This window comes from Micrococcus flavus (genome assembly GCF_014204815.1).
In the GTDB taxonomy this organism is placed as follows: Bacteria; Actinomycetota; Actinomycetes; order Actinomycetales; family Micrococcaceae; genus Micrococcus; species Micrococcus flavus.
Window position 1 is genome coordinate 1,848,785 of the sequence record NZ_JACHMC010000001.1, and the last position, 25,990, is coordinate 1,874,774.

Annotated in this window: 24 protein-coding genes and 1 pseudogene; 5 read left to right on the top strand and 20 right to left on the bottom strand. The window is 72.5% G+C overall.

From position 1 onward, the window contains the following. Window positions 1-40: 40 nt before the first annotated feature. From BJ976_RS08600 to BJ976_RS08630, 7 genes are all read right to left on the bottom strand, one after another. The gene (locus tag BJ976_RS08600; protein WP_135031006.1) at window positions 41-466 is read right to left on the bottom strand and encodes a cytidine deaminase; all 426 of its coding nucleotides are present in this window, start codon (window positions 464-466) and stop codon (window positions 41-43) included. A gap of 3 nt (window positions 467-469) precedes the next feature. Beyond that, window positions 470-1,765 carry an ABC transporter permease gene (locus tag BJ976_RS08605; protein ID WP_135031007.1) on the bottom strand — a complete coding sequence of 432 codons (1,296 nt, stop codon included), beginning with the start codon at window positions 1,763-1,765 and terminating at the stop codon, window positions 470-472. Window positions 1,766-1,803: 38 nt separating this feature from the next. Continuing rightward, complete coding sequence (locus BJ976_RS08610) at window positions 1,804-3,183, bottom strand: ABC transporter permease (protein WP_135030101.1); 1,380 nt, start codon at window positions 3,181-3,183, stop codon at window positions 1,804-1,806. Beyond that, entirely contained in the window at window positions 3,180-4,709 is a 1,530-nt protein-coding gene (locus BJ976_RS08615) for an ABC transporter ATP-binding protein (protein WP_135030099.1), read from the bottom strand. The genes BJ976_RS08610 and BJ976_RS08615 overlap by 4 nt, the downstream gene beginning before the upstream one ends. A gap of 109 nt (window positions 4,710-4,818) precedes the next feature. After that, window positions 4,819-5,970: a BMP family lipoprotein gene (locus tag BJ976_RS08620; protein ID WP_135030097.1), complete on the bottom strand. Its 1,152-nt coding sequence runs from the start codon at window positions 5,968-5,970 to the stop codon at window positions 4,819-4,821. 189 nt (window positions 5,971-6,159) lie between these two features. After that, window positions 6,160-7,416, bottom strand: a complete 1,257-nt coding sequence (locus tag BJ976_RS08625) for an amidohydrolase (RefSeq protein WP_135030095.1) — start codon at window positions 7,414-7,416, stop codon at window positions 6,160-6,162. Window positions 7,417-7,480: 64 nt separating this feature from the next. Next, window positions 7,481-8,602, bottom strand: coding sequence for a mannose-1-phosphate guanylyltransferase (locus tag BJ976_RS08630; protein ID WP_135030127.1), 1,122 nt, complete (start codon window positions 8,600-8,602; stop codon window positions 7,481-7,483). A 201-nt stretch (window positions 8,603-8,803) separates the two neighbouring features. On the opposite strand from BJ976_RS08630, the gene sdhC reads away from it, so the two are divergent. From sdhC to BJ976_RS08650, 4 genes are all read left to right on the top strand, one after another. After that, a complete protein-coding gene (sdhC, locus tag BJ976_RS08635) occupies window positions 8,804-9,208 on the top strand; it encodes a succinate dehydrogenase, cytochrome b556 subunit (RefSeq protein WP_135030093.1) in 405 nt (134 codons plus the stop codon). A gap of 2 nt (window positions 9,209-9,210) precedes the next feature. Beyond that, complete coding sequence (locus BJ976_RS08640; RefSeq protein ID WP_167736938.1) at window positions 9,211-9,687, top strand: succinate dehydrogenase hydrophobic membrane anchor subunit; 477 nt, start codon at window positions 9,211-9,213, stop codon at window positions 9,685-9,687. A gap of 82 nt (window positions 9,688-9,769) precedes the next feature. After that, a complete protein-coding gene (gene sdhA / locus BJ976_RS08645) occupies window positions 9,770-11,557 on the top strand; it encodes a succinate dehydrogenase flavoprotein subunit (RefSeq protein WP_135030091.1) in 1,788 nt (595 codons plus the stop codon). Beyond that, window positions 11,557-12,381, top strand: coding sequence for a succinate dehydrogenase iron-sulfur subunit (locus BJ976_RS08650; RefSeq protein WP_184231844.1), 825 nt, complete (start codon window positions 11,557-11,559; stop codon window positions 12,379-12,381). The genes sdhA and BJ976_RS08650 overlap by 1 nt, the downstream gene beginning before the upstream one ends. A gap of 88 nt (window positions 12,382-12,469) precedes the next feature. On the opposite strand, the gene BJ976_RS08655 is transcribed toward BJ976_RS08650, so the two are convergent. From BJ976_RS08655 to BJ976_RS08690, 8 genes are all read right to left on the bottom strand, one after another. Next, window positions 12,470-12,997: a hypothetical protein gene (locus BJ976_RS08655; protein WP_135030089.1), complete on the bottom strand. Its 528-nt coding sequence runs from the start codon at window positions 12,995-12,997 to the stop codon at window positions 12,470-12,472. 7 nt (window positions 12,998-13,004) lie between these two features. Next, complete coding sequence (locus BJ976_RS08660; protein WP_135030087.1) at window positions 13,005-13,526, bottom strand: hypothetical protein; 522 nt, start codon at window positions 13,524-13,526, stop codon at window positions 13,005-13,007. Window positions 13,527-13,681: 155 nt separating this feature from the next. Then, a complete protein-coding gene (locus BJ976_RS08665; RefSeq protein WP_135030085.1) occupies window positions 13,682-14,380 on the bottom strand; it encodes a hypothetical protein in 699 nt (232 codons plus the stop codon). A gap of 75 nt (window positions 14,381-14,455) precedes the next feature. Further along, window positions 14,456-15,742, bottom strand: coding sequence for an ABC transporter permease (locus BJ976_RS08670; protein WP_135030083.1), 1,287 nt, complete (start codon window positions 15,740-15,742; stop codon window positions 14,456-14,458). Then, the gene (locus BJ976_RS08675; protein ID WP_135030081.1) at window positions 15,739-16,497 is read right to left on the bottom strand and encodes an ABC transporter ATP-binding protein; all 759 of its coding nucleotides are present in this window, start codon (window positions 16,495-16,497) and stop codon (window positions 15,739-15,741) included. The genes BJ976_RS08670 and BJ976_RS08675 overlap by 4 nt, the downstream gene beginning before the upstream one ends. Before the next feature lie 106 nt (window positions 16,498-16,603). Next, a complete protein-coding gene (gene trpS / locus BJ976_RS08680; RefSeq protein ID WP_135030079.1) occupies window positions 16,604-17,710 on the bottom strand; it encodes a tryptophan--tRNA ligase in 1,107 nt (368 codons plus the stop codon). Between the two features lie 20 nt (window positions 17,711-17,730). Next, window positions 17,731-18,654: an exodeoxyribonuclease III gene (locus tag BJ976_RS08685; RefSeq protein WP_135030077.1), complete on the bottom strand. Its 924-nt coding sequence runs from the start codon at window positions 18,652-18,654 to the stop codon at window positions 17,731-17,733. Continuing rightward, the gene (locus tag BJ976_RS08690) at window positions 18,654-19,205 is read right to left on the bottom strand and encodes a phage holin family protein (RefSeq protein ID WP_135030076.1); all 552 of its coding nucleotides are present in this window, start codon (window positions 19,203-19,205) and stop codon (window positions 18,654-18,656) included. Before BJ976_RS08690 ends, BJ976_RS08685 begins: the two co-directional genes overlap by 1 nt. A 119-nt stretch (window positions 19,206-19,324) precedes the next feature. Between BJ976_RS08690 and BJ976_RS08695 the strand changes: the two genes are divergently transcribed. Then, window positions 19,325-20,848, top strand: a complete 1,524-nt coding sequence (locus tag BJ976_RS08695) for an MFS transporter (RefSeq protein ID WP_229667213.1) — start codon at window positions 19,325-19,327, stop codon at window positions 20,846-20,848. Here BJ976_RS08695 and BJ976_RS12040 read toward each other — a convergent pair. The 5 genes and pseudogenes from BJ976_RS12040 to glyA all read right to left on the bottom strand — a co-directional run bounded on the left by BJ976_RS12040 (window position 20,811) and on the right by glyA (window position 25,897). Continuing rightward, window positions 20,811-21,620: an ABC transporter permease gene (locus BJ976_RS12040; protein ID WP_229667246.1), complete on the bottom strand. Its 810-nt coding sequence runs from the start codon at window positions 21,618-21,620 to the stop codon at window positions 20,811-20,813. The genes BJ976_RS08695 and BJ976_RS12040 overlap by 38 nt on opposite strands. Before the next feature lie 195 nt (window positions 21,621-21,815). Next, window positions 21,816-22,511: pseudogene (locus tag BJ976_RS12045) on the bottom strand (ABC transporter permease); the annotation flags it as partial. 144 nt (window positions 22,512-22,655) lie between these two features. Beyond that, window positions 22,656-23,660 carry an ABC transporter ATP-binding protein gene (locus BJ976_RS08705; protein ID WP_376698716.1) on the bottom strand — a complete coding sequence of 335 codons (1,005 nt, stop codon included), beginning with the start codon at window positions 23,658-23,660 and terminating at the stop codon, window positions 22,656-22,658. 37 nt (window positions 23,661-23,697) lie between these two features. Continuing rightward, complete coding sequence (locus BJ976_RS08710) at window positions 23,698-24,609, bottom strand: bifunctional methylenetetrahydrofolate dehydrogenase/methenyltetrahydrofolate cyclohydrolase (protein WP_135030072.1); 912 nt, start codon at window positions 24,607-24,609, stop codon at window positions 23,698-23,700. 7 nt (window positions 24,610-24,616) lie between these two features. Continuing rightward, on the bottom strand, window positions 24,617-25,897 hold the full coding sequence (glyA, locus tag BJ976_RS08715; RefSeq protein WP_135030070.1) for a serine hydroxymethyltransferase: 1,281 nt from the start codon (window positions 25,895-25,897) through the stop codon (window positions 24,617-24,619). Between the last annotated feature and the right edge of the window lie 93 nt (window positions 25,898-25,990).

Consider the following 25,990-nt stretch of genomic DNA (forward strand, 5'->3'; position numbering starts at 1 on the left):
AGCCTAGCCACGGAGCCGGGGCGTCCGCTGGACGGGGCGGTCAGGCCTCGAGGTCCCCCGGGCCGAACGCCTGCGGCAGCACATCCTCGATCCCCCGCACGCCGGCGGGGGTGAGCAGCACCATGCCGGGGGCGTGGTGCTCCCAGAGCAGCTGCCGGCAGCGCCCGCACGGCATGATCAGCCGCCCGTCCCCGCCCACGCACACGAACGCCGTCAGCCGGCCCCCGCCGCCCAGGTGCAGCTGCCCCACGAGCGCGCACTCGGCGCACAGGGTCACGCCGAAGGAGGCGTTCTCCACGTTGCAGCCGCGCACGGTGCGGCCGTCCTCCGTGAGCGCGGCGGCACCCACCCGGTAGCCCGAGTACGGCGCGTAGGCCAGTTCGAGCGCGTCGGCCGCGGTCGCCCGCAGCCGCTCCCAGTCCGCCTCCGTCAGCTCCTGCGTCGGCACGGCGCCCGCCTCGGTCATCCCTCACTCCTTCACGTAGGGCACGCCCGCCGCGGCGGGTCCGCGGGAGCGTCCCACCAGGCCGGCGACGGCGAACACCGTCACCAGGTACGGGAGCATGGCCATGAACTGGCTCGGCACGGGCGTGCCGAGGATCGCCAGGACATACTGCATGTTGGTGGCGAAGCCGAACAGCAGCGCCGCGAAGAACGCGCCGATCGGGTTCCACCGTCCGAAGATCACCGCCGCGAGGGCGATGAACCCCTGGCCGGCCGTCATCTCCTTGGAGAAGGAGGACGCGGAGACGAGCGTGAAGAACGCGCCGCCCATGCCGGCCACGGCACCGCCCAGCAGGACGCTGAGGTACCGGGTGCGGTTGACGGCGATGCCCACGGTGTCCGCGGCCTTGGGGTGCTCGCCCACGGCGCGCACGCGCAGGCCCCAGCGGGTGCGGAACAGGCCGAACCACAGCAGGCCCACGATCAGGTACATGCCGTAGCCGAGGATCGTCTGGTCGAACAGGATCGGGCCGATCACGGGGATGTCCGCGAGCCCCGGGATGCGGATCTGCGGGAACCGCGGCGGGGAGTTCAGCGTGGACGAGTTGTCCGAGAGCACCGTGGAGAACAGGAAGCTGGTCAGGCCGGCCACGAGCACGTTCAGCACGACGCCGACGATCACCTGGTTCACCAGGTACTTGATGGAGAACACGGCCAGCAGCCAGGAGACCAGCACGCCGGCCACCACGGCGGCGATCAGCCCGGCCCACGCGCTGCCGGTCAGGGACCCGACGACGGCGGCCAGGAAGGCGCCCGCCAGCAGCTGGCCCTCGATGGCGATGTTCACCACGCCGGAGCGCTCCGAGAGGATGCCGGCCATGGAGCCGAAGATCAGCGGCACCGCCAGGGTGAACGACCCGGCGATCAGGCCGGTGAGGAACACGGTGGTGTTGTTCGCGGACCCCACCACCCACACGAGGAACGCCGCCACGAACGCCAGGGCGAACAGCCCCGCCAACCAGCCGGGCACGCGGCGCCCGCGCACCGTGAGCAGCCATGCGACGACGGTGACCGCCGCGAGCACGGCGGTGAGGATCCAGGCGGTGGGGCCGGTCGGCGCCGTCAGGTCCGGCAGGACCACGGCGTCCGAGGGGTTCGAGATGCGGAAGGTGGCCGTCTCGGCCGGAGCGTTCAGGGCGAACACCAGGAGCGAGACGAGGGTGAAGACGGTCAGCAGGATCGGGACCGACCAGTGCCGGACCGCCACGCTCTGGGGCTGGGCGGCCTCGGGCCGGACGGCGGTCCGGGCCGTGCCGGACACGGCGGGCCGGGGCGTCACGGGCTGGGGGGCGGCGGTGCTCACAGGGCCTGTCCCTTCTCACGGTGCGGGTCGCCGTCCTGCTCCGCCGGCGCGTCGGCGGCGGAGGCGGACACGGCGGCGTCCTGGGTCTGGGCGGAGGGCGTGGCGGACTGGCCGGCAGCCCCGGTGACGGCCGCGCCGGCCACGGCCGACTGGGTCACGGGATCCGCGCTGCGGCGGGCCCGGGCCGCGCCGGGGGCCGGCAGGCGGAAGATCGCGCGGACGAGCGGCGGGGCCGCGATGAACAGCACGATCATGGACTGCACCACGAGCACGATGTCGATCGGCACGCCCGTCTCGGTCTGCATGGTCACGCCGCCGGCGCGCAGGGCGCCGAACAGCAGGCCCGCGAAGAGCACCCCCACGGGATGGGAGCGGCCGAGCAGGGCCACCGTGATGGCGTCGAAGCCGAACGAGCCGGCCACCGAGGTGTTCAGGGAGCCCTCCGTGCCGGAGACGTGGGCCATGCCGGCCAGGCCGGCCAGACCGCCGGAGAGGGCCATGGCGGCCACGTAGGTGCCCTTGACGGACATGCCGGCGGTGCGGGCGGCGTCGGGATTGGCGCCCACGGCGCGCAGGCGGAAGCCGAGCGTGGAGCGGGACATCAGCCACCAGGCGAAGGCCGTGGCCAGCAGGGCCACGAGGAAGCCGGCGTGCAGCCGGAACCCGTCGCCGAGCAGCTTCGGGAACATCGCGGTGGCCGGCAGGAAGTCGGACACGGGGTTCGTGGTGCCCGCACGGCGCAGCACCGGCGTGTTCAGCAGGTACGCCAGGAGGTTCACCGCTACGTAGTTGAGCATGATCGTGAGGATCACCTCGTGCGCGCCGGTCCACGCCTTGAGCACGCCCACGACGCCGCCCCACAGGACGCCGCCGAGGATCGCCATGGCCATGACCAGCAGCAGGTGGACGCCGAAGGGCAGGTCCAGGTGCACGCCGAACCACGTGGCGAACATCGCGCCGAAGATGAACTGGCCCTGCGCGCCGATGTTGAAGAGGCCCGCGCGGAACGCGATGGCCACGCCGAGGGAGACGATGATCAGCGGGGTGGCCACCGTCAGGGTCTCGGTCAGCGGACGGAACATGTCCGCGGCCGTGTCCGCCCGGTAGTTCAGGATCGAGCCGCGGAACAGGGCGGCGTACGCGCCGGAGACGGCCTCCCATGCCGCGCGCAGCGCATCCGCGGGCCGCGCGAGGAGGTAGCCGGCGGACTCCTGCACGTCCTCGTCCGTGAGGACGATCAGGACGGCGGAGATGATCAGGGACAGGAGGACGGCCAGCAGGGTGACCATCCCGTTGCCGGAGACGATCCGCCGGAACGCGGACTCCCCCCGGGGTGTGGACGTCCCGGCGGGACGCTCGGCCACGGCGGTGCTCATGCGCGCGGTCCTTCCTGGTCGGTGTCCTGGGCGGTCTGTCCCGCCATCAGCAGGCCCAGGCGGTCGCGCGAGGCGTCCCCGGGCACGATGTCCACGATCCGGCCGTGGTACATCACGGCGATCCGGTCGGCGAGCTCCATGACCTCGTCCAGCTCGGTGGACACGATCAGCACCGGGGTGCCGGCGTCGCGCTCGGCGACGATCCGGTCATGGAGGAACTCGATCGAGCCCACGTCCACGCCGCGCGTCGGCTGGGAGGCGATGAACAGGCGCAGCCCGTCCACGAGCTCGCGGGCCATGACGACCTTCTGCTGGTTGCCGCCCGAGAGCGTCCCCACGGGCACATCCACGCCCTGCGTCCGGACGTCGAACTCGGCCACGCGCTGCTCGGCGAGGGCGCGCACCGCGGAGGGGCGCATCTGCAGGGCCGAGCCCGCCGGGGCGGTGTCGTAGCGGTTCAGCACCATGTTCTCCGCCACGGAGAACGAGCCCACGAGGCCGTCGGTGGAGCGGTCCTCGGGCACGTAGCCCACCCCGGCGCGGATGATCCGGCGGGTGCTGCGGCCCAGCAGCTCCTCGCCGTCCAGCCGCACGGAGCCCGTGGCCTTGGCCTGGAGACCCATGATGGCCTCGATCAGCTCGGTCTGGCCGTTGCCCTGCACGCCGGCGACGGCCAGCACCTCGCCCTGGCGGATGCCGAAGGAGACGTCGTCCACGAGGACCTGGCCGGTGGGGCCGACCACGGTGAGGTGCTCCACGCGGAAGGTCTCCTCGCCCAGGCGCGGCTCCGCCTTCTCCCGGTGGAGTGCAACGTCCCGGCCCACCATGAGCGCGGCCAGCTCGGCCGCGGAGGCGGAGGGGTCCGCGGTGCCGACCACCCGGCCGCGGCGGAGCACCGTGATGTCGTCGGAGATCGCCTTGACCTCGCGCAGCTTGTGGGAGATGAACACCACCGCGGTGCCGTCCGCACGCAGCTGGCGGATGATGTCGAGGAGCTCGTCGGTCTCCTGGGGGGTGAGCACCGCGGTGGGCTCGTCGAGGATCAGGATGCGGGCGTCCCGCACGAGGGCCTTGATGATCTCCACACGCTGCTGGACGCCCACGGGCAGGTCCTCCACCACCGCGTCCGGGTCCACGTGGAAGCCGTACTGGTCCGAGATCTCCCGGATGCGGCGGCCGGTCTGCTCGAGGTCCAGGACGCCGGCGGCGCGGGTGCTCTCGTCGCCCAGGGCCACGTTCTCCGCCACGGTGAACACGGGCACGAGCATGAAGTGCTGGTGCACCATGCCGATGCCCGCGCGCATCGCCTCGCCCGGGCCGGAGAAGCGCACGGGCCGGCCGTCCAGGAGGATCTCCCCCTCCGTCGGCTCGTAGAGGCCGAAGAGGACGTTCATCAGGGTGGACTTGCCGGCGCCGTTCTCGCCCAGCAGGGTGTGGACGCGGCCGGACTCCACCGTCAGGTGGACGTCCTCGTTGGCGGCGAAGGAGCCGAAGCGCTTGGTGATGCCGCGCAGCTCGAGCTTCATGGGGGGCCTTCCTGTGACGGGGTGCGTCGGACGCGGGCCGGGGCCGACGCCAGCCCTCCGAGGAGGGACGACGCCGGCCCCAGTCTGCCGGAGTCCACAGCGGTGCGGGTCAGGACTTCGGGGAGTACTCGGAGTCGACCGTCAGCTCGCCGGAGATGATCTGCTCCTGCAGCTTCTTCAGCTCGTCCTTGGTCTCCTGGGAGACCTCGTCCTCGAAGTCGTGGAACGGGGCGAGCTTCACGCCCTCGTTCTCCAGGGTGCCCACGTACGGGGCGCTGTCGAACTCGCCCTTCACGTCCTGCCCCAGCACGTCGGCCACGGACTGGCCCATGTTCTTCACCACGGAGGTGAGCATGATGTCGCCGGCCTCGGTGGACTCGTAGCCGTCCGAGTCGACCCAGATGACCTTGACGTCCTTGCCGGCGCCGTTGGCCTCCTTGACGGCGTCGATGGTGCCCAGGCCCACGGGCCCGGCCACGGGCATCACGATGTCCGCGCCCTCGTTGATGAAGTTGGCGGTGTTGGTCTTGCCGTTGGCCTGGTTCTCGAAGTCGCCGGTGAAGGAGCCGGTCTTGGCCTTGCGGTCCCAGCCGAGGAGCTTGACGTCCTCGCCCTTGGTCTCGTTGTAGTGCTCCACACCCGCGGCGAACCCGTCCATGAAGATCGTCACGGTGGGGATCTCCATGCCGCCGTAGGTGGCCACGGTGCCGGTCTCGGTGGTCGCCGCGGCGGCGTAGCCGGCCAGGAAGGCGGCCTGCGCCGTGTCGTAGGTGAGCTTCTTGACGTTGTCCGAGAAGCCGTCGTCGGTGACGTCCACGCCCAGGAAGTGGGTCTCCGGGTTGGCCTGGGCGATCGGCTTGATCGCGTCGCCGAGGAGGAAGCCCACGCCGATCACGGAGTCGCAGTCGGCCTGCACCATGGAGTTGACGTTCGGGGTGAAGTCGCCCGGGTCCTGGGACTCGGCCTCGTTGGTCTCGATGCCGTAGGCCTCCTCGGCGGCCTTCAGGCCCTCGTAGGAGGACTGGTTGAAGGAGCGGTCGTCGAAGCCGCCCTGGTCGGAGACGATGCAGGCCTTGTAGTCCTTGTTGTCCGAGCCGGCGGCGGCGTCGGCGGTCACGGCGGCGGAGCCGCCCGACGCGGAGGAGCCGGACTCGGCGGGCGGGGCGCCGCAGCCGGCCAGCAGCAGGCCGGACGCGCCCAGGAGGGCGGCGGGGAGCAGGAGGGAGCGGCGGCGCTCGGACGACGGGGAGACGATGCCCATGGGGATCCTCATTTCGAGAAGGCGCGGTGCGGACTGCCCCTCCGGGGACGGAGGGACGATGCGGTGCCCGGGCCGGCGCGGGGCGTGGGACGGGTCACAGCATCCTGGGTGGGAGTTTACCCAAAGTTCGCCTGGGGCATGATGCCGGGCGGGTCCGCGGACGCCCCGCCGTCCCGGCCCCCGGCCCCGTCACACCCCTCCGGAGGTCAGCGCCTCGAGGGCCGCGGCGGCGAACACGCGCATGCCCACACCGATCGCGCGCTCGTCCGGCGCGTAGTCCCCCCGGTGCAGGTCGTACGTGGTGCCACCCGGCGTGCGGGTGCCGAGGCGGAGCATGGAGCCGGGGACCTCCTGGGTCATCCAGGCGAAGTCCTCTCCGCCCATGGACTGGGGGGTCAGCTGGATGGCCCGGGCCCCCAGCTCACGACGTGCGGCGGTCTCGATCAGCGCCGTCTCGGCCTCCGTGTTGACCACCGGGGGCACGCCGCGGATGTGGTCCATCCGGACATCCACGCCGTAGGGGGCCGCCACCTGCGTCACGACCTCGTCCAGGAGGGTGCCGGCCTCCTCCCACACCCCGGCGTCGAGGCAGCGCATGGTGCCCGCGAGGTAGCCGGTGTTGTCGATCGCGTTGGGCGCGGACCCCGCCGCGATCTGGCCCCACACCACGGACACGGCGGAGCGCACGTCGATGCGCCGGGAGAGCACCGCCGGGACGTTGACGGCGATCTGGGACAGCGCGAAGACCATGTCCTCCGTCAGGTGCGGACGCGAGGTGTGGCCGCCACGGCCCGTGAGGGTGATGCGCAGCGTGTCCGCCGCGGACGTGATGGCACCGATGCGCGTGCCGATCGTGCCGACGTCGAAGTGCGGGTCGCAGTGCGCGGCCAGGATGCGCGGCACGCCCTCGAGGACTCCCTGGCGGATGACGGACAGCGAGCCGCCGGGCAGCCGCTCCTCGGCGGGCTGGAAGATGATGCGCACCCGGCCGTGAGCGCGGTCCGCGACGGCCCGCAGCGCCCGGTCGGAGGTGGCGCCGCGCAGGATCCGGGCCAGGGTCAGGGCGGTGCCCACCATGACGGCGGTGTGCATGTCGTGTCCGCAGGCGTGGGCCACGCCGTCGTTCACGGAGACGTACGGCAGGGAGGTCTCCTCCTCCACGGGGAGGGCGTCGATGTCCGCGCGCAGGGCCAGCACGAGCGGCCCCTCGCCGACGTCCACGTACGCACCGGTGTCCTGCAGGCGCACCGGGGAGAGCCCGTGCTCGGCGAGCGCCTCCATGATCCGGTCCGTGGTCCGGTACTCCTCGTAGGACAGCTCCGGGTGGCGGTGCAGGTCCCGGCGCACGCCGATCACCTCCCGCTCCAGCTGCGCCACGACGGAGGCCACGGACGGAAGGGCGACGCGCGGGGCGGGCTCGGCGACGACGGACTCGGAGGTGCTCATGGCCCAGCACCCTACTCCGGCCGGCCCGGGCGCATGCGGGGCCGGGCGGACGGAGCCGGACGGGTCAGAGGACGTCGTCGGCGCCGCGCGCCTTGAGCGACTCGACCGCCTTCTTCACGTCCTGGGCGTGCTCCGTGGTGGTCACCAGCAGGGCGTCGCCGGTGTCCACCACCACCACGTCCTCGATCCCGATCAGGGCGATCACGCGGTCGCTGTCCGTGACCACGACGCCGGAGGCGTCCGAGGAGTAGACGCGGGGCGTGTCGCCGATGACGGTGATGCCGGACGCGTCCCTCGCCGGGTTCAGGCGGGCGATCGCGGCGAAGTCGCCCACGTCGTCCCACGTGAACGTGCCGGGGATGACGGCGACGTCGCCGGCGGTGGCGGCGGGCTCCGCGACCGCGTAGTCGATGGCGGTCTTCTTCAGGCCCGGCCACACCCGCGCCATGACCTCGTCCCGCTGCGGGGTGTCCCATGCGCGGGCGATCTCCATGATCCCGGCGTGCAGGTCCGGCTCGTGGGCCGCGAGGTGCTCGAGCATGAGGGCCACGGGGGCCACGAACATGCCGGCGTTCCACAGGTAGCGGCCGGAGGTCACGTAGCGCTCGGCCACCCGCCGATCGGGCTTCTCCACGAACGCGGCGACGTCGTGCGCGTCCGGAGCGCCCTCGACCCGAAGCCGCCGACCGGAGCGGATGTACCCGAAGCCCGTGGCCGGGTGCGAGGGGGTGATGCCGATCGTCACGATCCGGCCCGTGGCCGCGGTGGCCACGGCCTGCGCCACGGCGTCCTGGAACACCTCCACGGGGCCGATCACCTGGTCGGCCGCGAAGGAGCCCATGATCGTGTCCGGGTCGCGCAGGGACAGGATGGCCGCGGCCAGGCCGATCGCGGCGGCGGAGTCCTTGGGCTCGGGCTCGAGCACGAGGTCCTGCTCCTGCAGGTCCGGCAGCTGCCGGCGCACGGCGCCCTCATGGGCCTCCCCCGTGACCACCATGACACCGCGGGCGAGCGGGGCCAGGCGGTCCCACGTGGCGCGGATGAGCGTCTGGCCGGAACCGGTGAGGTCGTGGAGGAACTTCGGCGCTGCGGCACGCGAGAGCGGCCACAGGCGGGTGCCCACGCCGCCGGCGGGGATCACGGCATGGAAGCGCTCGAGGGCGGGCACGGACGCGGCGTCCCGGATGGCGTCGGAGGCGGCCGGGGCCGCGGCGGAGTCGGTGTTCACGCGCTCAGCGTAGGGAATGCCGCGGACACATGCACTCTGCGGGGCCCATGGCCGCGGCCGAGGGTCTACCCTGGAGAGCAGGAATCCACTCGCATCCGCCCGGTCGGGGCCCTCACGCGACCCCACCCCGTGCGGAGCATTCCCCTGGAGGTATCAACCATGTCCAGCGCCACTGCGCAGGCCCCGGCCAAGAGCGGCCGCGGAACCCTGTATCGGGGCCATGGCGGCATGTGGTCCTGGGTGGGCCACCGCATCACCGGCGTCGTCATCTTCTTCTACCTGCTCGTCCACGTCCTGGACACGTCCATGGTGCGTGTGTCGCCGGAGGCCTACGACGCCGTCATGACGTCGTACAAGACGTGGTACTTCGCCCTCGGCGAGACCGCTCTCGTGGCCGCCGTGCTGTTCCACGCGCTGAACGGCCTGCGGATCATCCTGGTCGACTTCTGGAAGGGCGGCACCCGCCACCACAAGACCCTCCTGTGGGTCGTCCTGGCCCTCTGGGCGGTCCTGCTGATCGGCTTCTCCGTCCGTCACCTCACGCTCGCCTTCGGAGGTCACTGATCATGAGCACCCCTGAGACCACCATCGCGGCCCCGCGCACCGGCCGCATCGATCCCAAGTACACCCGCGGCGAGTCCGGCAAGGGCAACTTCGAGATGCTCGCGTGGCTGTTCATGCGGGTGTCCGGCGTGATCCTCGTCGTGCTCGTGTTCGTGCACATCTTCTCGAACCTGATGGTCGGGGACGGCATCTCCGGGATCGACTTCGGGTTCGTGGCCGGCAAGTGGGCCCACCCGCTGTGGCTGTTCTGGGACCTGGCCCTCCTGTGGCTGGCCATGCTGCACGGCGCCAACGGCGTCCGCACGATCATCAACGACTACGCCGAGCGTGACGGCGTGCGCTTCTGGCTCTCCATGATCCTGTACGTGGCCACCGCCGCGATCATCGTGCTCGGCACCCTCGTGATCTTCACCTTCGAGCCCTGCATGGTGGACGCCACCGGCGCCCTGCTCGAGAACTCCCCCGCGATCTGCCGCTGACCGGCCCGATCCGCCGTCCCGGACGCCGGCGTGCACGCCCCACGTGCACGCCGGCCACTGACACTGAGAGAGAGAAACCTGAATGCAGGTACACAAGTACGACGTGGTGATCGTCGGCGCCGGCGGCGCGGGCATGCGCGCCGCCATCGAGTCCGGTCAGCGCGCCCGCACGGCCGTGCTCACCAAGATCTACCCCACCCGCTCCCACACCGGCGCAGCCCAGGGCGGTATGTGCGCCGCCCTCGCGAACGTCGAGGAGGACAACTGGGAGTGGCACACCTTCGACACCGTCAAGGGCGGTGACTACCTCGTGGACCAGGACGCCGCCGAGGTGATGGCCAAGGAGGCCATCGACGCGGTGCTCGACCTCGAGAAGATGGGCCTGCCCTTCAACCGCACGCCCGAGGGCAAGATCGACCAGCGCCGGTTCGGCGGTCACACCCGCGACCACGGCAAGGCCCCTGTGCGCCGCGCCTGCTACGCCGCGGACCGCACCGGCCACATGATCCTCCAGACGCTCTACCAGAACTGCGTCAAGCACGACGTGGAGTTCTACAACGAGTTCTACGTCCTGGACCTGGTCATGGTCGAGGAGGAGGCCACCCGTCAGGACGGCACCCCCTACGCGCAGAAGCGCGTGGCCGGCGTCGTGGCCTACGAGCTGGCCACCGGCGAGCTGCACACCTTCCAGGCCAAGTCCGTGGTGTTCGCCACCGGCGGCGCCGGCAAGGTGTACAAGACCACCTCGAACGCGCACACCCTGACGGGCGACGGCATGGCCATCGCCTACCGCTCCGGGCTGCCGCTGGAGGACATGGAGTTCGTCCAGTTCCACCCGACCGGCCTGGCCGGCCTGGGCATCCTCCTCTCCGAGGCGGCCCGCGGTGAGGGCGGCATCCTGCGCAACGCGGACGGCGAACGATTCATGGAGCGCTACGCCCCCACCATCAAGGACCTCGCCCCGCGCGACATCGTCGCCCGGTCGATGGCCCTGGAGGTCCGCGAGGGCCGCGGCGCCGGTCCGAACAAGGACTACGTCCTGCTGGACCTCACGCACCTGGAGCCGGCCCACATCGACGAGAAGCTGCCGGACATCACCGAGTTCGCCCGCACCTACCTCGGTGTGGAGCCCTACACCGAGCCGGTGCCGGTGTTCCCGACGTGCCACTACTTCATGGGCGGCGTCCCCACGAACGTCAAGGCCGAGGTCCTGCAGGACAACGACACCGTGGTGCCGGGCCTCTACGCCGCGGGCGAGGTCGCGTGCGTGTCCGTGCACGGCTCCAACCGCCTGGGCACCAACTCCCTGCTGGACATCAACGTGTTCGGCCGCCGCGCCGGCATCTACGCGGCCGAGTACGCCGCGCAGGCCGAGTTCGTGGAGCTGCCGGAGAACGGCGAGGAGCGCACCCGCCGGCACATCGAGAGCCTGCGCTCGGCCACGGGCGACGAGCGCGTCGCGGACATCCGCGCCGAGCTCCAGGAGTCCATGGACGCGGACATGCAGGTGTTCCGCGACGAGGAGTCGATCCGCCGCGCGCTGGCGAAGATCGAGGAGCTCCGCCGCCGCTATGAGAACGTCTCGGTCCAGGACAAGGGCCAGCGCTTCAACCTCGACCTGCTCGAGGGCATGGAGCTGGGGTACCTCCTCGACATCGCGGAGGCCATGACCCTCGCGGCACTGGGCCGCAAGGAGTCCCGCGGCGGCCACTACCGCGAGGACTACCCGGACCGCGACGACGCCAACTTCATGGCCCACACCATGATCTACCGTGATGAGAACGCCGAGTTCGAGGGCGTCAAGGGCAACCGGTTCGAGACCAAGCCCGTGATCGTCACCCGTTACCAGCCGATGGAGCGCAAGTACTGATGAGCCACGCAGCAAACGAGACCGTCGCCCCCGCCGCGGGCACCCCGGTGGCCGAGGAGACTGCGGACACCCGTCCGGCGGACCAGTCCTCCCAGGGCGGCGCCGGTGGGATCGAGTCCTTCGACATCGTCCTGAAGGTCCGCCGCTACCTCCCCGAGGCCTCCGAGGAGTCCTACTGGGACGAGTGGCGCCTGACCATGTACGGCACGGACCGCGTGCTGGACGCCCTGCACAAGGTCAAGTGGGACCACGACGGCACCCTGTCCTTCCGCCGCTCGTGCGCGCACGGCATCTGCGGTTCGGACGCGATGCGCATCAACGGCCGCAACCGCCTGGCGTGCAAGACCCTGCTCAAGGACCTGGACCTGTCCAAGCCCATCGTGGTGGAGCCCATCAAGGGCCTGCCGGTGGAGAAGGACCTGATCGTGGACATGGACCCGTTCTTCCAGTCCTACCGCGAGGTCATGCCGTTCCTGGTGGCCAAGGGCCAGGAGCCCACGACGGAGCGCTACCAGTCCCAGGCGGACCGCGCGCGCTACGACGACACCACCAAGTGCATCCTCTGCGCCGCGTGCACGTCCTCGTGCCCGGTGTTCTGGACCGACGGCCAGTACTTCGGCCCCGCCGCGATCGTGAATGCGCACCGCTTCATCTTCGACTCGCGTGACGACGCCGGGGACATGCGCCTCGAGATCCTGAACGACAAGGAGGGTGTGTGGCGCTGCCGCACGACCTTCAACTGCACCGACGCGTGCCCGCGCGGCATCCAGGTGACCCAGGCGATCGCCGAGGTCAAGCAGGCCATCCTGGCCCGCACCTTCTGATCGACCGACGACGGCGGCCCGTCTCCCCCACACGGGGAGGCGGGCCGCCGTCGTCGTGGTGAGGGGCGCGATGGGGGCGGGGCGCCGGTCAGCCGTCGAAGGCGTCCCGCGTGTCCCGGCGATGGGCCACGAGGAGCCAGACCGCGCAGAACACGACCATGGCGCACGCGGCCAGCAGGACGAGCACCCCCGCGGGCCCGGCGGCCACCATGCGCCCGCCGTCCACCGACCAGAACGCCCCGGAGAGCATCCCGACCACCGCGGCCACCGTGCCGGCCCAGCGGGTGGGGCGCCACAGCCGCTGGATCCCCCACACCAGCAGGCCCGTGAGCGCCAGGATCACCGCGGCAGTCAGGGGCGCGCCGCCGTCGGGCGTCAGGAAGGCGGCCACGTCCGCGTCCGTCACCTCGACGGCGCCCCACGAGCGGGCCTCCAGCACGGCCCGCGCGTAGCCGCGGTCGGCCTGGAGGGTCAGCACGCCGGCGGAGGCCAGCGCGGAGAGCACCCCGGTGCCGAGGGTCGTGGCCTGGAGCCGGCGCACGGGACCGCGGACAGCCGTCTCGGCGAGGCCGGCCGGGCGGTCGGCGGCGGGGGTCACGGGATCGTGGGAGGGCATGGACCCATCATGGCGCACGAGGGCCGGACCGGGCCCGGCTGATCCCCTTGCACGCGTCCCCGAACGGTCGGTGGAAGGCGCAGACGAACCAGCCGACCGCGGCCGCGCACAGCAGCCCGGCCAGGACCACGAGGAGGGGCCACTGCGCGGGCGGGAACGCGAACATCCGAACGGTGGTGAGCAACGTGGTCAGGGTGAGTCCGCCGACCACGAACGCCCCGACGAGCCGCGCCGCCTCGCTGTAGCGGGCCACACCGACGGCCAGGCCCGCATGCACGGCCACGAGGAGGGCGGCGGCCACGAGCAGCGAGGCCGGCGACCCGCCGGGCGGGTCCGGGGGCACGGGGCCCATCCCCGCCCCGGGCGCCGTCAGCAGCCGTGCCGCCCCGAGCACGCCGATCGCCGCGGTGAGGACGGCGAGCACGGTCCGGACGAGGCGCACGCGCGGGGCGACCTCGCCCGGCGTCGTGGGACGTGCCGTCGGGGCCGAGGGGGACGCGGAAGCGGAGGTCGGAGGATGCGGGGCCATGCCTCCATGCTGGCCGCACGGGCCCGGGTCCGGCCAGGCCGGGCGGTGTGGTCTCGCCGCCGGCGCAACACCCCTCCCCCGCACGACGACGGCCCCGTCCCCCGCACCGGACGGGCACGGGCGGACGGGGTCGTGGGGTCGGCAGCGCGGCCGGGTCAGGCGGCCACGCGGCGGCCCTGCTTCGTGTAGGCCGCCACGTCCTTGTTGAACGCGTGCACGAGCCACAGGATGTTCACCACGAGGCCGGCCAGGGAGAGCACCGTGGCGACGATCCCGAGGGGGCTGCTCAGGTCGAGGCCCGTGTTCATGCCGAGGCCGGCGAGCAGACCGGCGGCGAGCATCCCGAGCACGGCGCCGACGACGCTGAGGATGGCGAGCACGATGCCCAGGATCCGCGCCCAGTTCTTCACGGACTTCAGGCCGAAGTACACGAGCGCGTAGAGGCCCAGGCCGATGAGCAGGATGGCCACCGCACTGATGACGCCCACCGTGCCGCCGAACTGCAGGGCCTGTTCGATCTCCTCCGGGCTCATCCCGGCCTGCTCCAGCTGGGCGCGCGTCTGGCCCTCGGTGTCCATGAACAGTCCGGGGATGCTCGAGAGCAGGTACAGGACGGCCGAGAGCAGCGTCAGCGTCAGCAGGGTCCGGAACTTCGCGGGCTCCGCCACCGGGGCGCCGTACGGGGCATCGGCGCCGTACGCCTGCGTGCCGAAGCGCGAGCCCACGGGCGGGCCGTACGGGTCGGCCGCGCCGCCCTGGGCGGGCTGCCCGTACTGCGGGGCCCGGCCGCCGTCGAACGGGGGATCGGCCGGGTTCTGGCCGGGGTTCTGGAACTGCGGGTCCTGGTTCGTCATGGTGTGTCTCCGATCTCGAGGTGCGAGGGGGCAGGGGTGTCAGGGACGCCGGCCGGTCGGCCGGCGCCCGAGCGGTCACTCGTGGCGCAGGGCCTCGATGGGGTCCTTGCGGGCGGCGCGGGCGGCCGGCAGGGTGCCGGCGAGGAACGCGATGGCCACGATCAGGCCGATGATCAGCAACAGGGCCCACGGGTTCACGGCGAACAGGACCAGGCCGGTCACCCCGCTGAGCACGCCCTGCGTGAGCACCTGGTTGGCCACCAGGCCGACGGCCACGCCGAGACCCACGCCGATCAGGGATCCGAGCAGGCCGATGACCACGGCCTCGAGCGTGAACAGGCCGAAGATCCTCCCGCCGGTCATGCCGAGCGCCTTCATCAGGCCGATCTCCCGGGTCCGCTCCTGCACGGCCATGAGCAGCGTGTTGATGATGCCGAAGCTCGCGGCCAGCAGCGCGATGAGCGCGAAGCCGTTGAGCACCCAGGTGACCGCGTCGATGATCCCGCGGACCACGCCGAGCTGGTCCTCGAGCGTCTGGGCCTGGTAGCCCCGGTCGGCGAGCGCCGCCTTCACGGCGGCCTCGTTCTCCGGCATGCCCTCCACCGTCACGATGGCCTGGAAGTACGTGTTCCGCTGCTCCTCCGGCAGGCCCTGCGTGGTGACGTCGTGCAGGCGCTGCTCCAGCTCGGGGGACGGCACGGGGCCCGCCCCGGAGCCGGAGGCCACGGGCTCGGTCACGCCCACCACGGTGGCGTCGACGCCGGACTGCGCGCCCAGCGGGTCCGAGGCCACGAGGGTGACCTCCTGGCCCACCACGTCCTCGGGCGCGGCACCGCCGAGGGACTCCACCCAGTCGGTCGGCACCGTCACCTCGAGGGCGTCCCCGTCCTCGGCGGGCGCCCGGCCGGCCGCGAGGGAGAGCATGTCGATCTCGAACGAGGCGCCCATGAACGGCACCTCCCACTTCCGACCGTCGGCGCCCTCGATGTAGTCGGGCTCCACGAGGCGGGCGGTCTCCACGCCCGTCACATGCTCGGTGGCGCGGAGGGCGTCCAGGTCGTCCTGGGTGAGCAGGGGCATGCCGAACATCTCCCCGGACGCCGCGGCATCCGGGTCGTACTCGGTCGGCTCGCCGCCGGGCGCCAGCGAGGGCCCGTCCGCCTGCTTCGACACCGTCAGCTCGTCGGGGGCGCCGAAGCCCTCGACCATGGTGTCCACGTACTTGTTGATGCCGGTGCCCAGACCACTCGTGAGCGTCAGGGTGAAGGCGCCGATCACGATCGCGATCACGGTGAGGAAGGTGCGCAGCTTCGAGCGCAGGGTGTTGGTGACGGCCGTCCCGGCCAGGTCCAGGGCCTTCACGGGCAGACCCCCGTCCCGGTCGCGGCGCGCTCGTCGGAGACGATCCGGCCGTCCTGCATCTCGAGGCGACGGCCGCACTTGGCCGCGAGGTCGTCGTCGTGGGTGACCACCACGAGGGTGATGCCCTCGTCCCGGTGGAGCCCGAAGAGGATGTCCTCCACGGCCGCCGACGTGGCGGAGTCCAGGTTGCCGGTGGGCTCGTCCGCGAAGAGCACGGTGGGCTCGTTCACCAGGGCGCGGGCGATGCACACGCGCTGCTTCTGCCCGCCGGACAGGTCCGTGGCCCGGTTCTTCGCCTTGTCCGCAAGCTCGAGCCGCTCGAGCACCGCCATCCCGCGGCGCGTGCGCTCGGCGCGTCCCACCCCGGCGATCTTCAGGGGCAGAACGGTGTTCTCGAGGACCGTCTGACCGGCGTTCAGGAAGAACTGCTGGAACACGAACCCGAAGCGCTCGTTGCGCAGGTGGGAGACCTCCCTGGTCTTGAGCTGGGAGACGGGCCGGCCGTCCATCGCGACGACGCCGGCGGTGGGCTGGTCCAGCAGCGCCAGCAGGTGCATCAGCGTGGACTTGCCGGACCCGGACTTGCCGACCACCGCCACGGACTCGCCGCGGCCGATCTGCAGGGTCACGCCCTTGAGGGCGTCGAAGCGGGACGCTCCCCGTCCGTAGACCTTCACCAGGTTCTCGGTCTCCAGGACCGGCTCCTCGCGGCTCGGTGCGCCCGGCACCGGCGGCGCGTCGTAGGCCGTGGCCATGCGCGTTCTCCCTCCGTCCGTCGGCCGCCCGGCGCGGGCCGACACCGCCATCCTGGCACGCGCCTGTGCGCCGCCGGCTCCCCCTTGGGTCGGAGATCCGGAAGGGTCAGCGCAGCGGCGGGAGGAAGCCGACCTTCGCGTAGACGTCCTCGAGCACGGGGGTGGCCACCTCGCGGGCCTTCGCGGCGCCGGCGGCGAGGATGCGATCCAGCTCGGCCGGGTCGTCCAGCAGCTCCAGGGCGCGCTCGCGCACGGGGGCCAGACGCTCGACGACGGCGTCCGTCACCGCCACCTTGAGGTGGCCGTACATCTGCCCGGCGAAGCGCTCCTCGAGCGCGGGGATCGGGGTGTCCGTGACCGCGGAGAGGATGGTCAGCAGGTTGGACACCCCGGGCTTGGCCTCGCGATCGAAGCGGACCTCGGTGCCGTCGTCGGTGACCGCCGACTTGATCTTCTTGGCCGTCTTCTTCGGCTCCTCGAGGATGTTGATCAGCCCGTTCGGGGACGCGGCGGACTTGGACATCTTCGACGTCGGGGCCTGCAGGTCGTAGATGCGCGCCCCGGTCTCCGGGTAGAAGCCGGCGGGCACCACGAAGGTCTCGCCGTAGCGGTGGTTGAACCGCTGGGCGAGGTCGCGGGTGAGCTCCACGTGCTGGCGCTGGTCGTCGCCCACGGGCACGCCGTGCGGCTGGTAGAGCAGGATGTCCGCGGCCATCAGCATGGGGTACGCCAGGAGCCCGACGCCGGCAGCGTCCTGGCCCTGCTTGGCCGCCTTGTCCTTGAACTGGGTCATGCGCATGGCCTCGCCCATGCCCGTCATGCAGGTCAGCACCCACGCCAGCTGGGCGTGCTCGGGCACCTGGGACTGCACGAACAGCACGGAGCGCTCGGGGTCGATGCCCCCGGCGATGTACTGGGCCGCCGCCACCCGGGTGCGCTGCGCGAGCGCCTCCGGGTCCTGCGGGACGGTGATCGCGTGCAGGTCGGGGATGAAGTAGAACGCGTCGAAGTCGTCCTGCACCCTCACCCAGTTCACGAGCGCGCCCAGGTAGTTGCCCAGGTGCAGGGAGTCGGCCGAGGGCTGCATGCCGGAGAGCACGCGGTGGCGCGCGGAGGCGCCGGCCAGGTGGGCGGTGCGGCCCGCGTCCTGGGCCAGGACGTCCGCCACGGTGGGGCGGCGCGCGCCGGTCTCGGGGGTGGTCTGCTCGGTCATCGTGGTCCTCCTCGGGCCGGTCAGAACTGGTAGTCGGCCACGAGCGGGGCGTGGTCGGAGAAGCGGGTGCCCCACGTGGGGGCGCGGTCCACGACGGCGGAGGTCGCCCGGGCGGCGAGGTCCGCGGTGGCCATCTGGTAGTCGATGCGCCAGCCGGCGTCGTTGTCGAACGCCTTGCCGCGCATGGACCACCACGTGTACGGCCCGGCCACGTCGCCGGCCTGGGCCCGGCCCACGTCCGTGAAGCCGAGCTCGCCGAAGAACCGGTCGAAGTAGGCCCGCTCCTCGGGGAGGAAGCCCGCCTTCGTCACGTTGCCCTTCCAGTTCTTGATGTCCCGCTCGGTGTGGCCCACGTTGAGATCGCCCGTGACGAGCGCGGGGTGGTCCTGGGCGGCGAGCTCGCCGAGGCGCCGGGCCATCTCGTCCAGGAAGCGGTACTTGTCGTCCTGCTTCGGGGTGCCGGCCTCGCCCGAGTGCACGTACGCGGACACCACGGTCAGCAGCGTGCCGTCCGGCAGGCGCACGTCCGCCTCGATCCAGCGCCCGGCCGCGTCGAAGTAGCCCTCCGCGTCGGCGATGCCGGTGCGCACCTGCTCGAGGGGGAAGCGCGAGGCGATCGCGACGCCGGCCCGGCCCTTGGCCTCGGCCTCGGCGTCCGCCACGTGGACCTCGTCCCACTCCTGGCCCACGATCTCCGGGACGAGCTTCTCGACGATCGCGCGGGGCGCGCGGACCTCCTGCAGGGTCATCACGTCCACGCCGCGACCGGCGAACCAGCCGATCATGCCCTTGCGGTGGGAGGCGCGCAGGCCGTTGACGTTCACGGTGGCCACGCGCACGGCGCCGTCCGCCTTGGGGGCGCCGGCGTTCGCGTGCACCACCGGCTCGCCGGGGGCCGGCTCCGGCGGATGGGCGGGGTTCCTCGCGGGGGTCTGCTCGGCCATCAGGACACCACCGTCCCGGACACCGGGCCCTCGGAGTCCCCGCGCCCCTCCTTGATCATGTCCCGCGCGTTGGAGGAGGTGATCTGGATGGTCTCCAGCGCCCGGTCCACCATCTCCCGGTCCGCGCCGCCGGCGGCGTCCAGCTGCTCCTTCACCACGCGCGCCTGGACCTGGACGATCTTGAAGGAGTGGTCCAGCTTGGTGTCCCGCATCGGGTCCGCCGCCGGGGACGGCGCCGCCGCGGCGGGCGCGGTCTGCTGCGGGCCGCGCAGGGCCGCCGCGTCCGAGCGCATCTGCTCCACCGTCCGGTCCACCTTCTGCGAGGCGGAGCGCACCCCCTGGCGGACCTGCAGGAACACCACGACGGCGAACACCAGCCAGGCGGCGGCGATCGCCACCACCAGCCACCCGATGAGGTCGTTGGCGTTGGCCGCGAAGACGATGGCCACCAGCAGCACGATGATCATCACCGTGAAGCCGGTCGAGCCGATCGCCAGGCGGGCGCGCGGGGCGGCGGCGGGGCGGGACCCGGACGGAATGCTCTGGGGCATGGGTGTGCTCCTCCAGTGGATGACGGACTCGCCCCCATCATCCCGCACCGGCGGGCCCGGCTCCGAATCCGCAGCGCCGGCCTGCGCCGTCCCCCGCCGCGCGCGCCTAGGCTGGGCCGGTGACCCCCTCCCCCGCCCCCGCCGCCTCCGGCGCGTTCACCGCCGCCCAGCGCCGCATGCTGACGGTCCTGCTCATCCCGCTGTTCCTGGCCCTGATGAGCGTGTCCGTGGTGAACGTGGCGCTGCCGGCCATCGAGCGCGGCCTCGGCGCCTCCCCCGCGGACCTGCAGTGGGTGCTCTCCGGCTACACGCTGACCTTCGGCGTCGTGCTGGTGGCCGCGGGCCGGGCCGGGGACCTGTGGGGACGCAAGCCGCTGTTCCTGGCGGGGATCTCGCTCTACGTGCTCGGCTCGCTCGTGTCCGGTCTGGCCCCCGACCCGCTGTGGCTCAACATCGGCCGGCTGCTGACCGGCGTGGGCGCGGGCGTGTTCAACCCGCAGGTGATCGGCTTCATCCAGACCCACTTCACCGGCCGCGTCCGGGGGCGGGCCTACGGGCTGTTCGGCATGGTCGTGGGGCTCGGCGTCGCCGTGGGTCCGCTGCTGGGCGGAACGCTCATCGGCGCCCTCGGGCCCGCGTGGGGATGGCGCGCCACCTTCCTCATGAACGCCCCGGTGGGTCTGCTCGCGATCGTCATGGGCGCCCTGTGGCTGGCCCCGGACACCCGCGTGCGGGGCGCGGCCGCCCCGGCCCGCGGCGGCCTCGCCGCCCTGGACCCGGTGGGCGCCGTGCTCCTCGGCGCCGCCAGCGTGTCCCTCATGGTGCCGTTCATCGTCCCCGGCACGGGGTGGCTGCTGGCCGCCGCGGCCCTCCTCGGCGCCGCGTGGTGGCTGTGGGAGCGCCGCATGAAGGCCACCGAGACCCGCACCGGGGTCGCCCCCATGGTGGACCCGGCGCTGTTCCGCCGCGCGTCCTTCACCATCGGCGCCGCGGAGACCACCCTGTTCCTGGCGACCATGCCCGCCGTGTTCGCGGTGACGGCCGTGTTCCTCCAGCAGGGACTCGGGTTCACCGCGCTCGCCTCCGGGCTGGCCACCCTGCCCGGCGCCGCCGTGCAGGCCGGGCTCTCCCCGTGGGCCGGCGGGCGCGTGCAGCGGCACGGGCCGCGCCTCGTGGCGCTCGGCGGCGTGGTGGGCCTGGTCTCCCTGGTGCTGCTCCAGCAGACCTTCGAGCGCTCCGCGGCCGGGCAGTGGAGCCCCTGGACCGTGGCCGGGGCGCTCGCGGTCATGGCCGTGGCCCAGGCCCTGATCCTCACCACCGCGCAGGTGCTCATGATGGACGACGTCCAGGGGCACGAGGCCGGCGCCGCCGGCGGCGTGGCCCAGACGGCGCAGCGCACCGGCACGGCCCTCGGTCTGTCCGTGGTGATGGGGGCGTTCTTCGCCGCCCTCGGGTCTGCAGCCGGGGACGGCACGGCGTCGGCCGTGGAGTACGCCCACGCGGGCTCCGCCGCCCTGCTGATGGTCGGCGTGAGCTGGCTCGTGACGACGGGGATCGCGTTCGCGGACCTGGTGCGCCGCCGTCGTCGGGACCGCGCCGGAGGCGTCAGCGGAGGAACAGGGCGCGCAGCCGACGCGCGGTGAGCCACACCCCGACCGCGGACATCACCACGAAGTACAGGGCGTGGCCCGCGGTCGCCCAGGAGAGCGCCCCGACCGCGAGCGCGCGCATCAGCTCGACCGCGTGCCACAGGGGGAAAACCTGGATCACCCACTGGATCGGCTGCGGGTACACGCTCAGGGGGAAGAACGTGGCGGAGAAGAGGAACATCGGCATCAGGACGATCTGGATCCAGTCCATGTGCTGGAACGTCTTCAGGAAGCTGGTCACCGCCATGCCGAGGGACGCGAACGCCAGCGCCACCAGCAGGGCGCCCGGGATCATCAGCACCGCCGTCCACGAGGTCACGAGCCCGCCCGCCGTCATGACGATCAGGAACCCCACCGCGTAGATCAGCCCGCGCAGCAGCGCCATGGCGATCTCGCCGAGGGCCACGTCCAGCGGACCCAGCCGCGTGGCGAGCATGGTCTGGTACGTCTTCGCGTAGCGCAGCTTGAAGAACACGTTCCAGGTGGAGTCGTAGATCGCGCCGTTCATGGCGGACACCGCCAGCAGCGCCGGGGCGATGTACATGCCGTACGGGACGGGTGTGCCGTCGGGGCCGGGCACGTCGCCCACGAGCGCGCCCAGGCCGATCCCCATGGACGCCAGGTACAGGACCGGCTCGAAGAACCCGGAGGCGAACACCACCCAGTTGTTGGACCGCAGCGTCAGGAACGCCCGCTCCATCACGGCCCGCACGTTGCCGGAGTACAGGCCGGCCAGCGGCCCGCGGCGCACCGCGATCTCCGGCATGGGCGGCACCGCGCCCGTGTGCTCGCGGACCACCGACGACGCCGCCGTCCCCGCCGCGGGGGACACGCCCGCCCCCGCCTCGGTCCGGCGCCCCAGCCGCGACGCGCGGGGGGCACGGGGGCGCGCGACGGCGTCGCGGTCCGGGGTGCCCCGCTGCCAGCCCAGCCGGCGCGTGTAGATGCGCACGGCCAGCCACGCTCCGCCCACGGCGAGGACCAGGAGGACCACGAGGTGGAGGACGGTGAGCCAGGCCGGCTCGGCCATGCCGTAGGAGAGCACGCGGCCGAGCTGGGCGGCGTGCCACTGCGGGGAGATCCAGCCGATCCAGCGCAGCCACACGGGCAGCGCCTCGAGCGGGTAGAACGTGGCGGAGAAGAGGAACAGCGGCATGATCACGAGCCGCTGCAGCGTGGCGAACTGCCCCTTGTCCTCCTTCAGGGAGGCGGCGAACGCCATGATCGGGGCGCCGACCGCCAGCCCCCCGAGGGTCGCGGTGAGGACCTGCACCCAGCCCCACGGGCCGTCCACGACCCCGAACGCGAGCATGACGAGGAGGAACACGAGCGCCTGGAAGAGGAACCGGAGGCCGACCGCCCCGAGGTGGCCGAGCGCGATCTGCGCCGGGGACAGCGGGGTGGCCTGCGCCGCGTAGTAGGTGCGGTGCCACTGGAACCCGCCCATCACGGGGTAGGAGAACTCCACGGCCGCCGTCATGAGGGCGCCGGAGGCCAGCAGCGCCGGCGCGATGAACGCCACGTAGGACACGCCGCCCAGGGCGTCCTGCGGCACCCCGCCGCCGAACAGCTGGGCCATGCCCAGGCCCATCGCGAGCAGGTACAGGACCGGCTCGCCGAGCGCGCCCACGATCAGCACCGAGCCGTAGCGGCGCATGGTCCGCAGCTGGTGCTCCGCGAAGTACAGCGCGCCGCGGCGCTTCACCCGCTCCGCGGACTCGGCGGCGGTGTGGGGAGGGCGCAGCGGGGCGGGCGCGCCGCCGGAGGCGGCGGGCGGCGTCGTGGCGGTGGCGGGCACGGCTCAGTCCACCAGGGTGCGGCCGGTGAGGATGAGGAACACGTCCTCCAGGCTCGCGCGGCGGGTCAGGGTGGTCACGGGGGCGGGGACGGCGCCGTCGTCGACGAGGCTCTGGACCACCGCGTGCAGGTCGTCGGCGTGCGCGGCGTAGATCAGCACCCGGTCCGGGAGCACCTCCACACGGTGCACCACGCCCTCGCCCGCGTGGGCCTGCACGGCGCGGGCGGCGGCCTCGTTGCGGTCCGCGCCGAAGCGCGCCTCGAGGACCTCGCGGGAGGCGTGCTCACGGATGAGCTCGGCCGGGGTGCCGGACGCCATGATCTGCCCGCCGTCCACCACCACGAGCCGGTCGCACAGCTGCTCCGCCTCGTCCATGTAGTGGGTGGTGAGCAGCAGCGTGGTGCCGCGCTCCTTCAGCCGGTAGAGCCGGTCCCAGAGGATGTGGCGGGCCTGCGGGTCCAGGCCGGTGGTGGGCTCGTCGAGCAGGAACAGGGCGGGCTCGTTCACGAGCGCGCGGGCGATCACGAGGCGACGCTTCATGCCGCCGGAGAGGTCGGTGACCTTGGCGTCCGCCTTCTCGGTGAGCTGGGCGAAGGCGAGCAGCTCCTCCGCCTTGGGACGCAGGTACGAGTAGGGCAGGCCGAAGTAGCGGCCGTAGATCAGGATGTTCTCCCGGGCCGTGAGCTCCTCGTCCAGGTTGTCCTGCTGCGGCACCACGCCCAGGCGGGCCCGGACGGCCGGACCGTCCTCCTCCGGGTCGATCCCGAGGATCTCCAGCTCGCCGCCCGTGCGCTGCGAGGTGCCGGCCAGCATCCGCATGGTGGTGGACTTGCCGGCCCCGTTCGGGCCGAGCAGGCCGAAGCACTCCCCCGGGCGGACCTCGAGGTCGATGCCCTTCACGGCGTGGAAGTCCCCGTACTGCTTGCGCAGCCCACGGGCGCGGATGACGGGGGCCGGGCCGGCGTCGGGCATGGCCGCGGGGGCCGCGGCAGGGATGGTGTGGCTCACAACGGGCCACCCTAGCCCCTCCCGCGGCCGGTCCGCGTCAGCGGTGGGCCCGCTCGCCCGCCCAGCCCTCGGGGGCGGCGGCGCGCTCGGCGGCCTGGACCACGTTGGCCAGCAGCATCACGCGGGTCATGGGCCCGACGCCGCCCGGGTTCGGCGCCATCCAGGCGGCCTTCTCGGCCACGGCCGGGTCGACGTCGCCCAGGATGCGAGCCCTCCCGTCCTCGCCCTCGACGCGGGAGACGCCCACGTCCAGCACGATCACGCCGTCCTTGACCTGCTCGGGGCGCACCATGTGCGCGGAGCCGGCGGCGGCGATCACGACGTCGGCCTGCGCGAGGAGCGCGTCGAGGTCCTCGGTGCCGGTATGGGCGAGGGTGACGGTGGCGTTCACGTCCCGGCGCGTGAGCACGAGGCCGGCGGGCCGGCCGATGGTCACGCCGCGGCCGATCACCAGCACGTGCTTCCCGGCCAGCTCCACGCCGTGGCGGCGCAGCAGCTCCACGCAGCCGGCCGGGGTGCACGGCAGCGGCGAGTCGAGCTCCCCGCCCACCGAGGCCACGAGGCGCCCCAGGTTCATGGGGTGCAGGCCGTCGGCGTCCTTCTCCGGGTCGATGGCCTCGAGCACCGCCTGCGTGTCCACGTGCTTCGGCAGCGGCAGCTGCACGATGTACCCGGTGCAGGCCGGGTCCTCGTTCAGCTCGCGGACCACCGCGAGGATCTCCTCCTGCGTGGCGTCCGCCGGCAGCTCCCGCTGGATGGACTCGATGCCCACCTCGGCGCAGTCCGCGTGCTTGCCCGCCACGTACTTGCGCGAGCCCGGATCCTCGCCCACCAGGACGGTGCCCAGGCCCGGTCGGACCCCGGCCTCGGCCAGCGCCGCCACGCGGTCCTTGAGCTCGGCCTTGAGGGCGGCCGCCGTCGCCTTGCCGTCCAGCTTCTGGGCCGTCATCGACCGATCACCACTCCTCAAGGCCGTCGTACAGCGGGAAGTCCTCGGTGAGCTTCACGACGCGGGCGCGCAGGGCCTCGACGTCCGGCGAGGGCTTGAGCGCGGCGGCGATGATCTCGGCGACCTCCCGGAACTCGGCCTCGCCGAACCCGCGGGAGGCCAGCGCCGGGGTGCCGATGCGCAGGCCGGAGGTGGTCATCGGCGGGCGCGGGTCCCACGGCACGGAGTTGCGGTTCACGGTGATCCCGACCTCGTGGAGGATGTCCTCGCCCTGCTTGCCGTCGAGCTGCGACTCGCGCAGGTCGACGAGGACCAGGTGCACGTCCGTGCCGCCCGTGAGCACGGAGATGCCCAGCTCGGCCATGTCCGGCGCGGTGAGGCGCTCGGCCAGGATCCGGGCGCCCTGCAGGGTGCGCTCCTGCTTCTCCTTGAAGTCGGCCGAGCCGGCGATCTTGAACGCCACGGCCTTGCCCGCGATCGCGTGCATCAGCGGACCGCCCTGCTGGCCCGGGAACACGGCGGAGTCGATCTTCTTCTTCAGGTCCTCCTTGGCGAGGATGAAGCCCGAGCGCGGACCGGCGAGGGTCTTGTGCACGGTGGAGGTGACGACGTCGGCGTGGGGCACCGGGTTCGGGTGCAGGCCCGCGGCCACCAGGCCGGCGAAGTGGGCCATGTCCACCCAGAGCCTGGCGCCGACCTCGTCCGCGATCTCCCGGAAGGCGGCGAAGTCCAGCTGGCGCGGGTACGCGGACCAGCCGGCCACGATCACCTTGGGCTGGGCGGCCTTCGCGGCCTCGCGCACCCTGTCCATGTCGATCCGGTAGGTGTCCGGCTCCACCTCGTAGGCGGCGATGCTGTAGTTCTTGCCGGAGAAGTTGAGCTTCATCCCGTGGGTCAGGTGGCCGCCGTGGGCCAGGGACAGGCCCATCATGGTGTCCCCGTGGTCCATGAGGGCCGTCATCACGGCCACGTTGGCCTGCGCGCCGGCGTGCGGCTGGACGTTGGCGTGCTCGGCGCCGAACAGGTCCTTGGCGCGCTGGATGGCGAGGTTCTCCGCGACGTCGACGAACTCGCAGCCGCCGTAGTACCGACGCCCCGGGTACCCCTCCGCGTACTTGTTGGTGAGCACGGAGCCCTGCGTCTGCAGGATGGCCCGCGGCACGAAGTTCTCGGAGGCGATCATCTCCAGGGTGCCGCGCTGGCGGCCGAGCTCGTCCGCAAGCGCCTGCGCGATCTCCGGGTCCACCTCGGAGAGCGGGAGCGTGTTGATGTCGGGCGTGTGGGTCACGGGGGTTCCCTTCGCTTGGGGTCCGCGGCGCGGGCCGCGTCGGTGGCCTCATCCTAGTGTGGCGCGCCCCTCGCGGCCCTCCCCGTGGCCGGC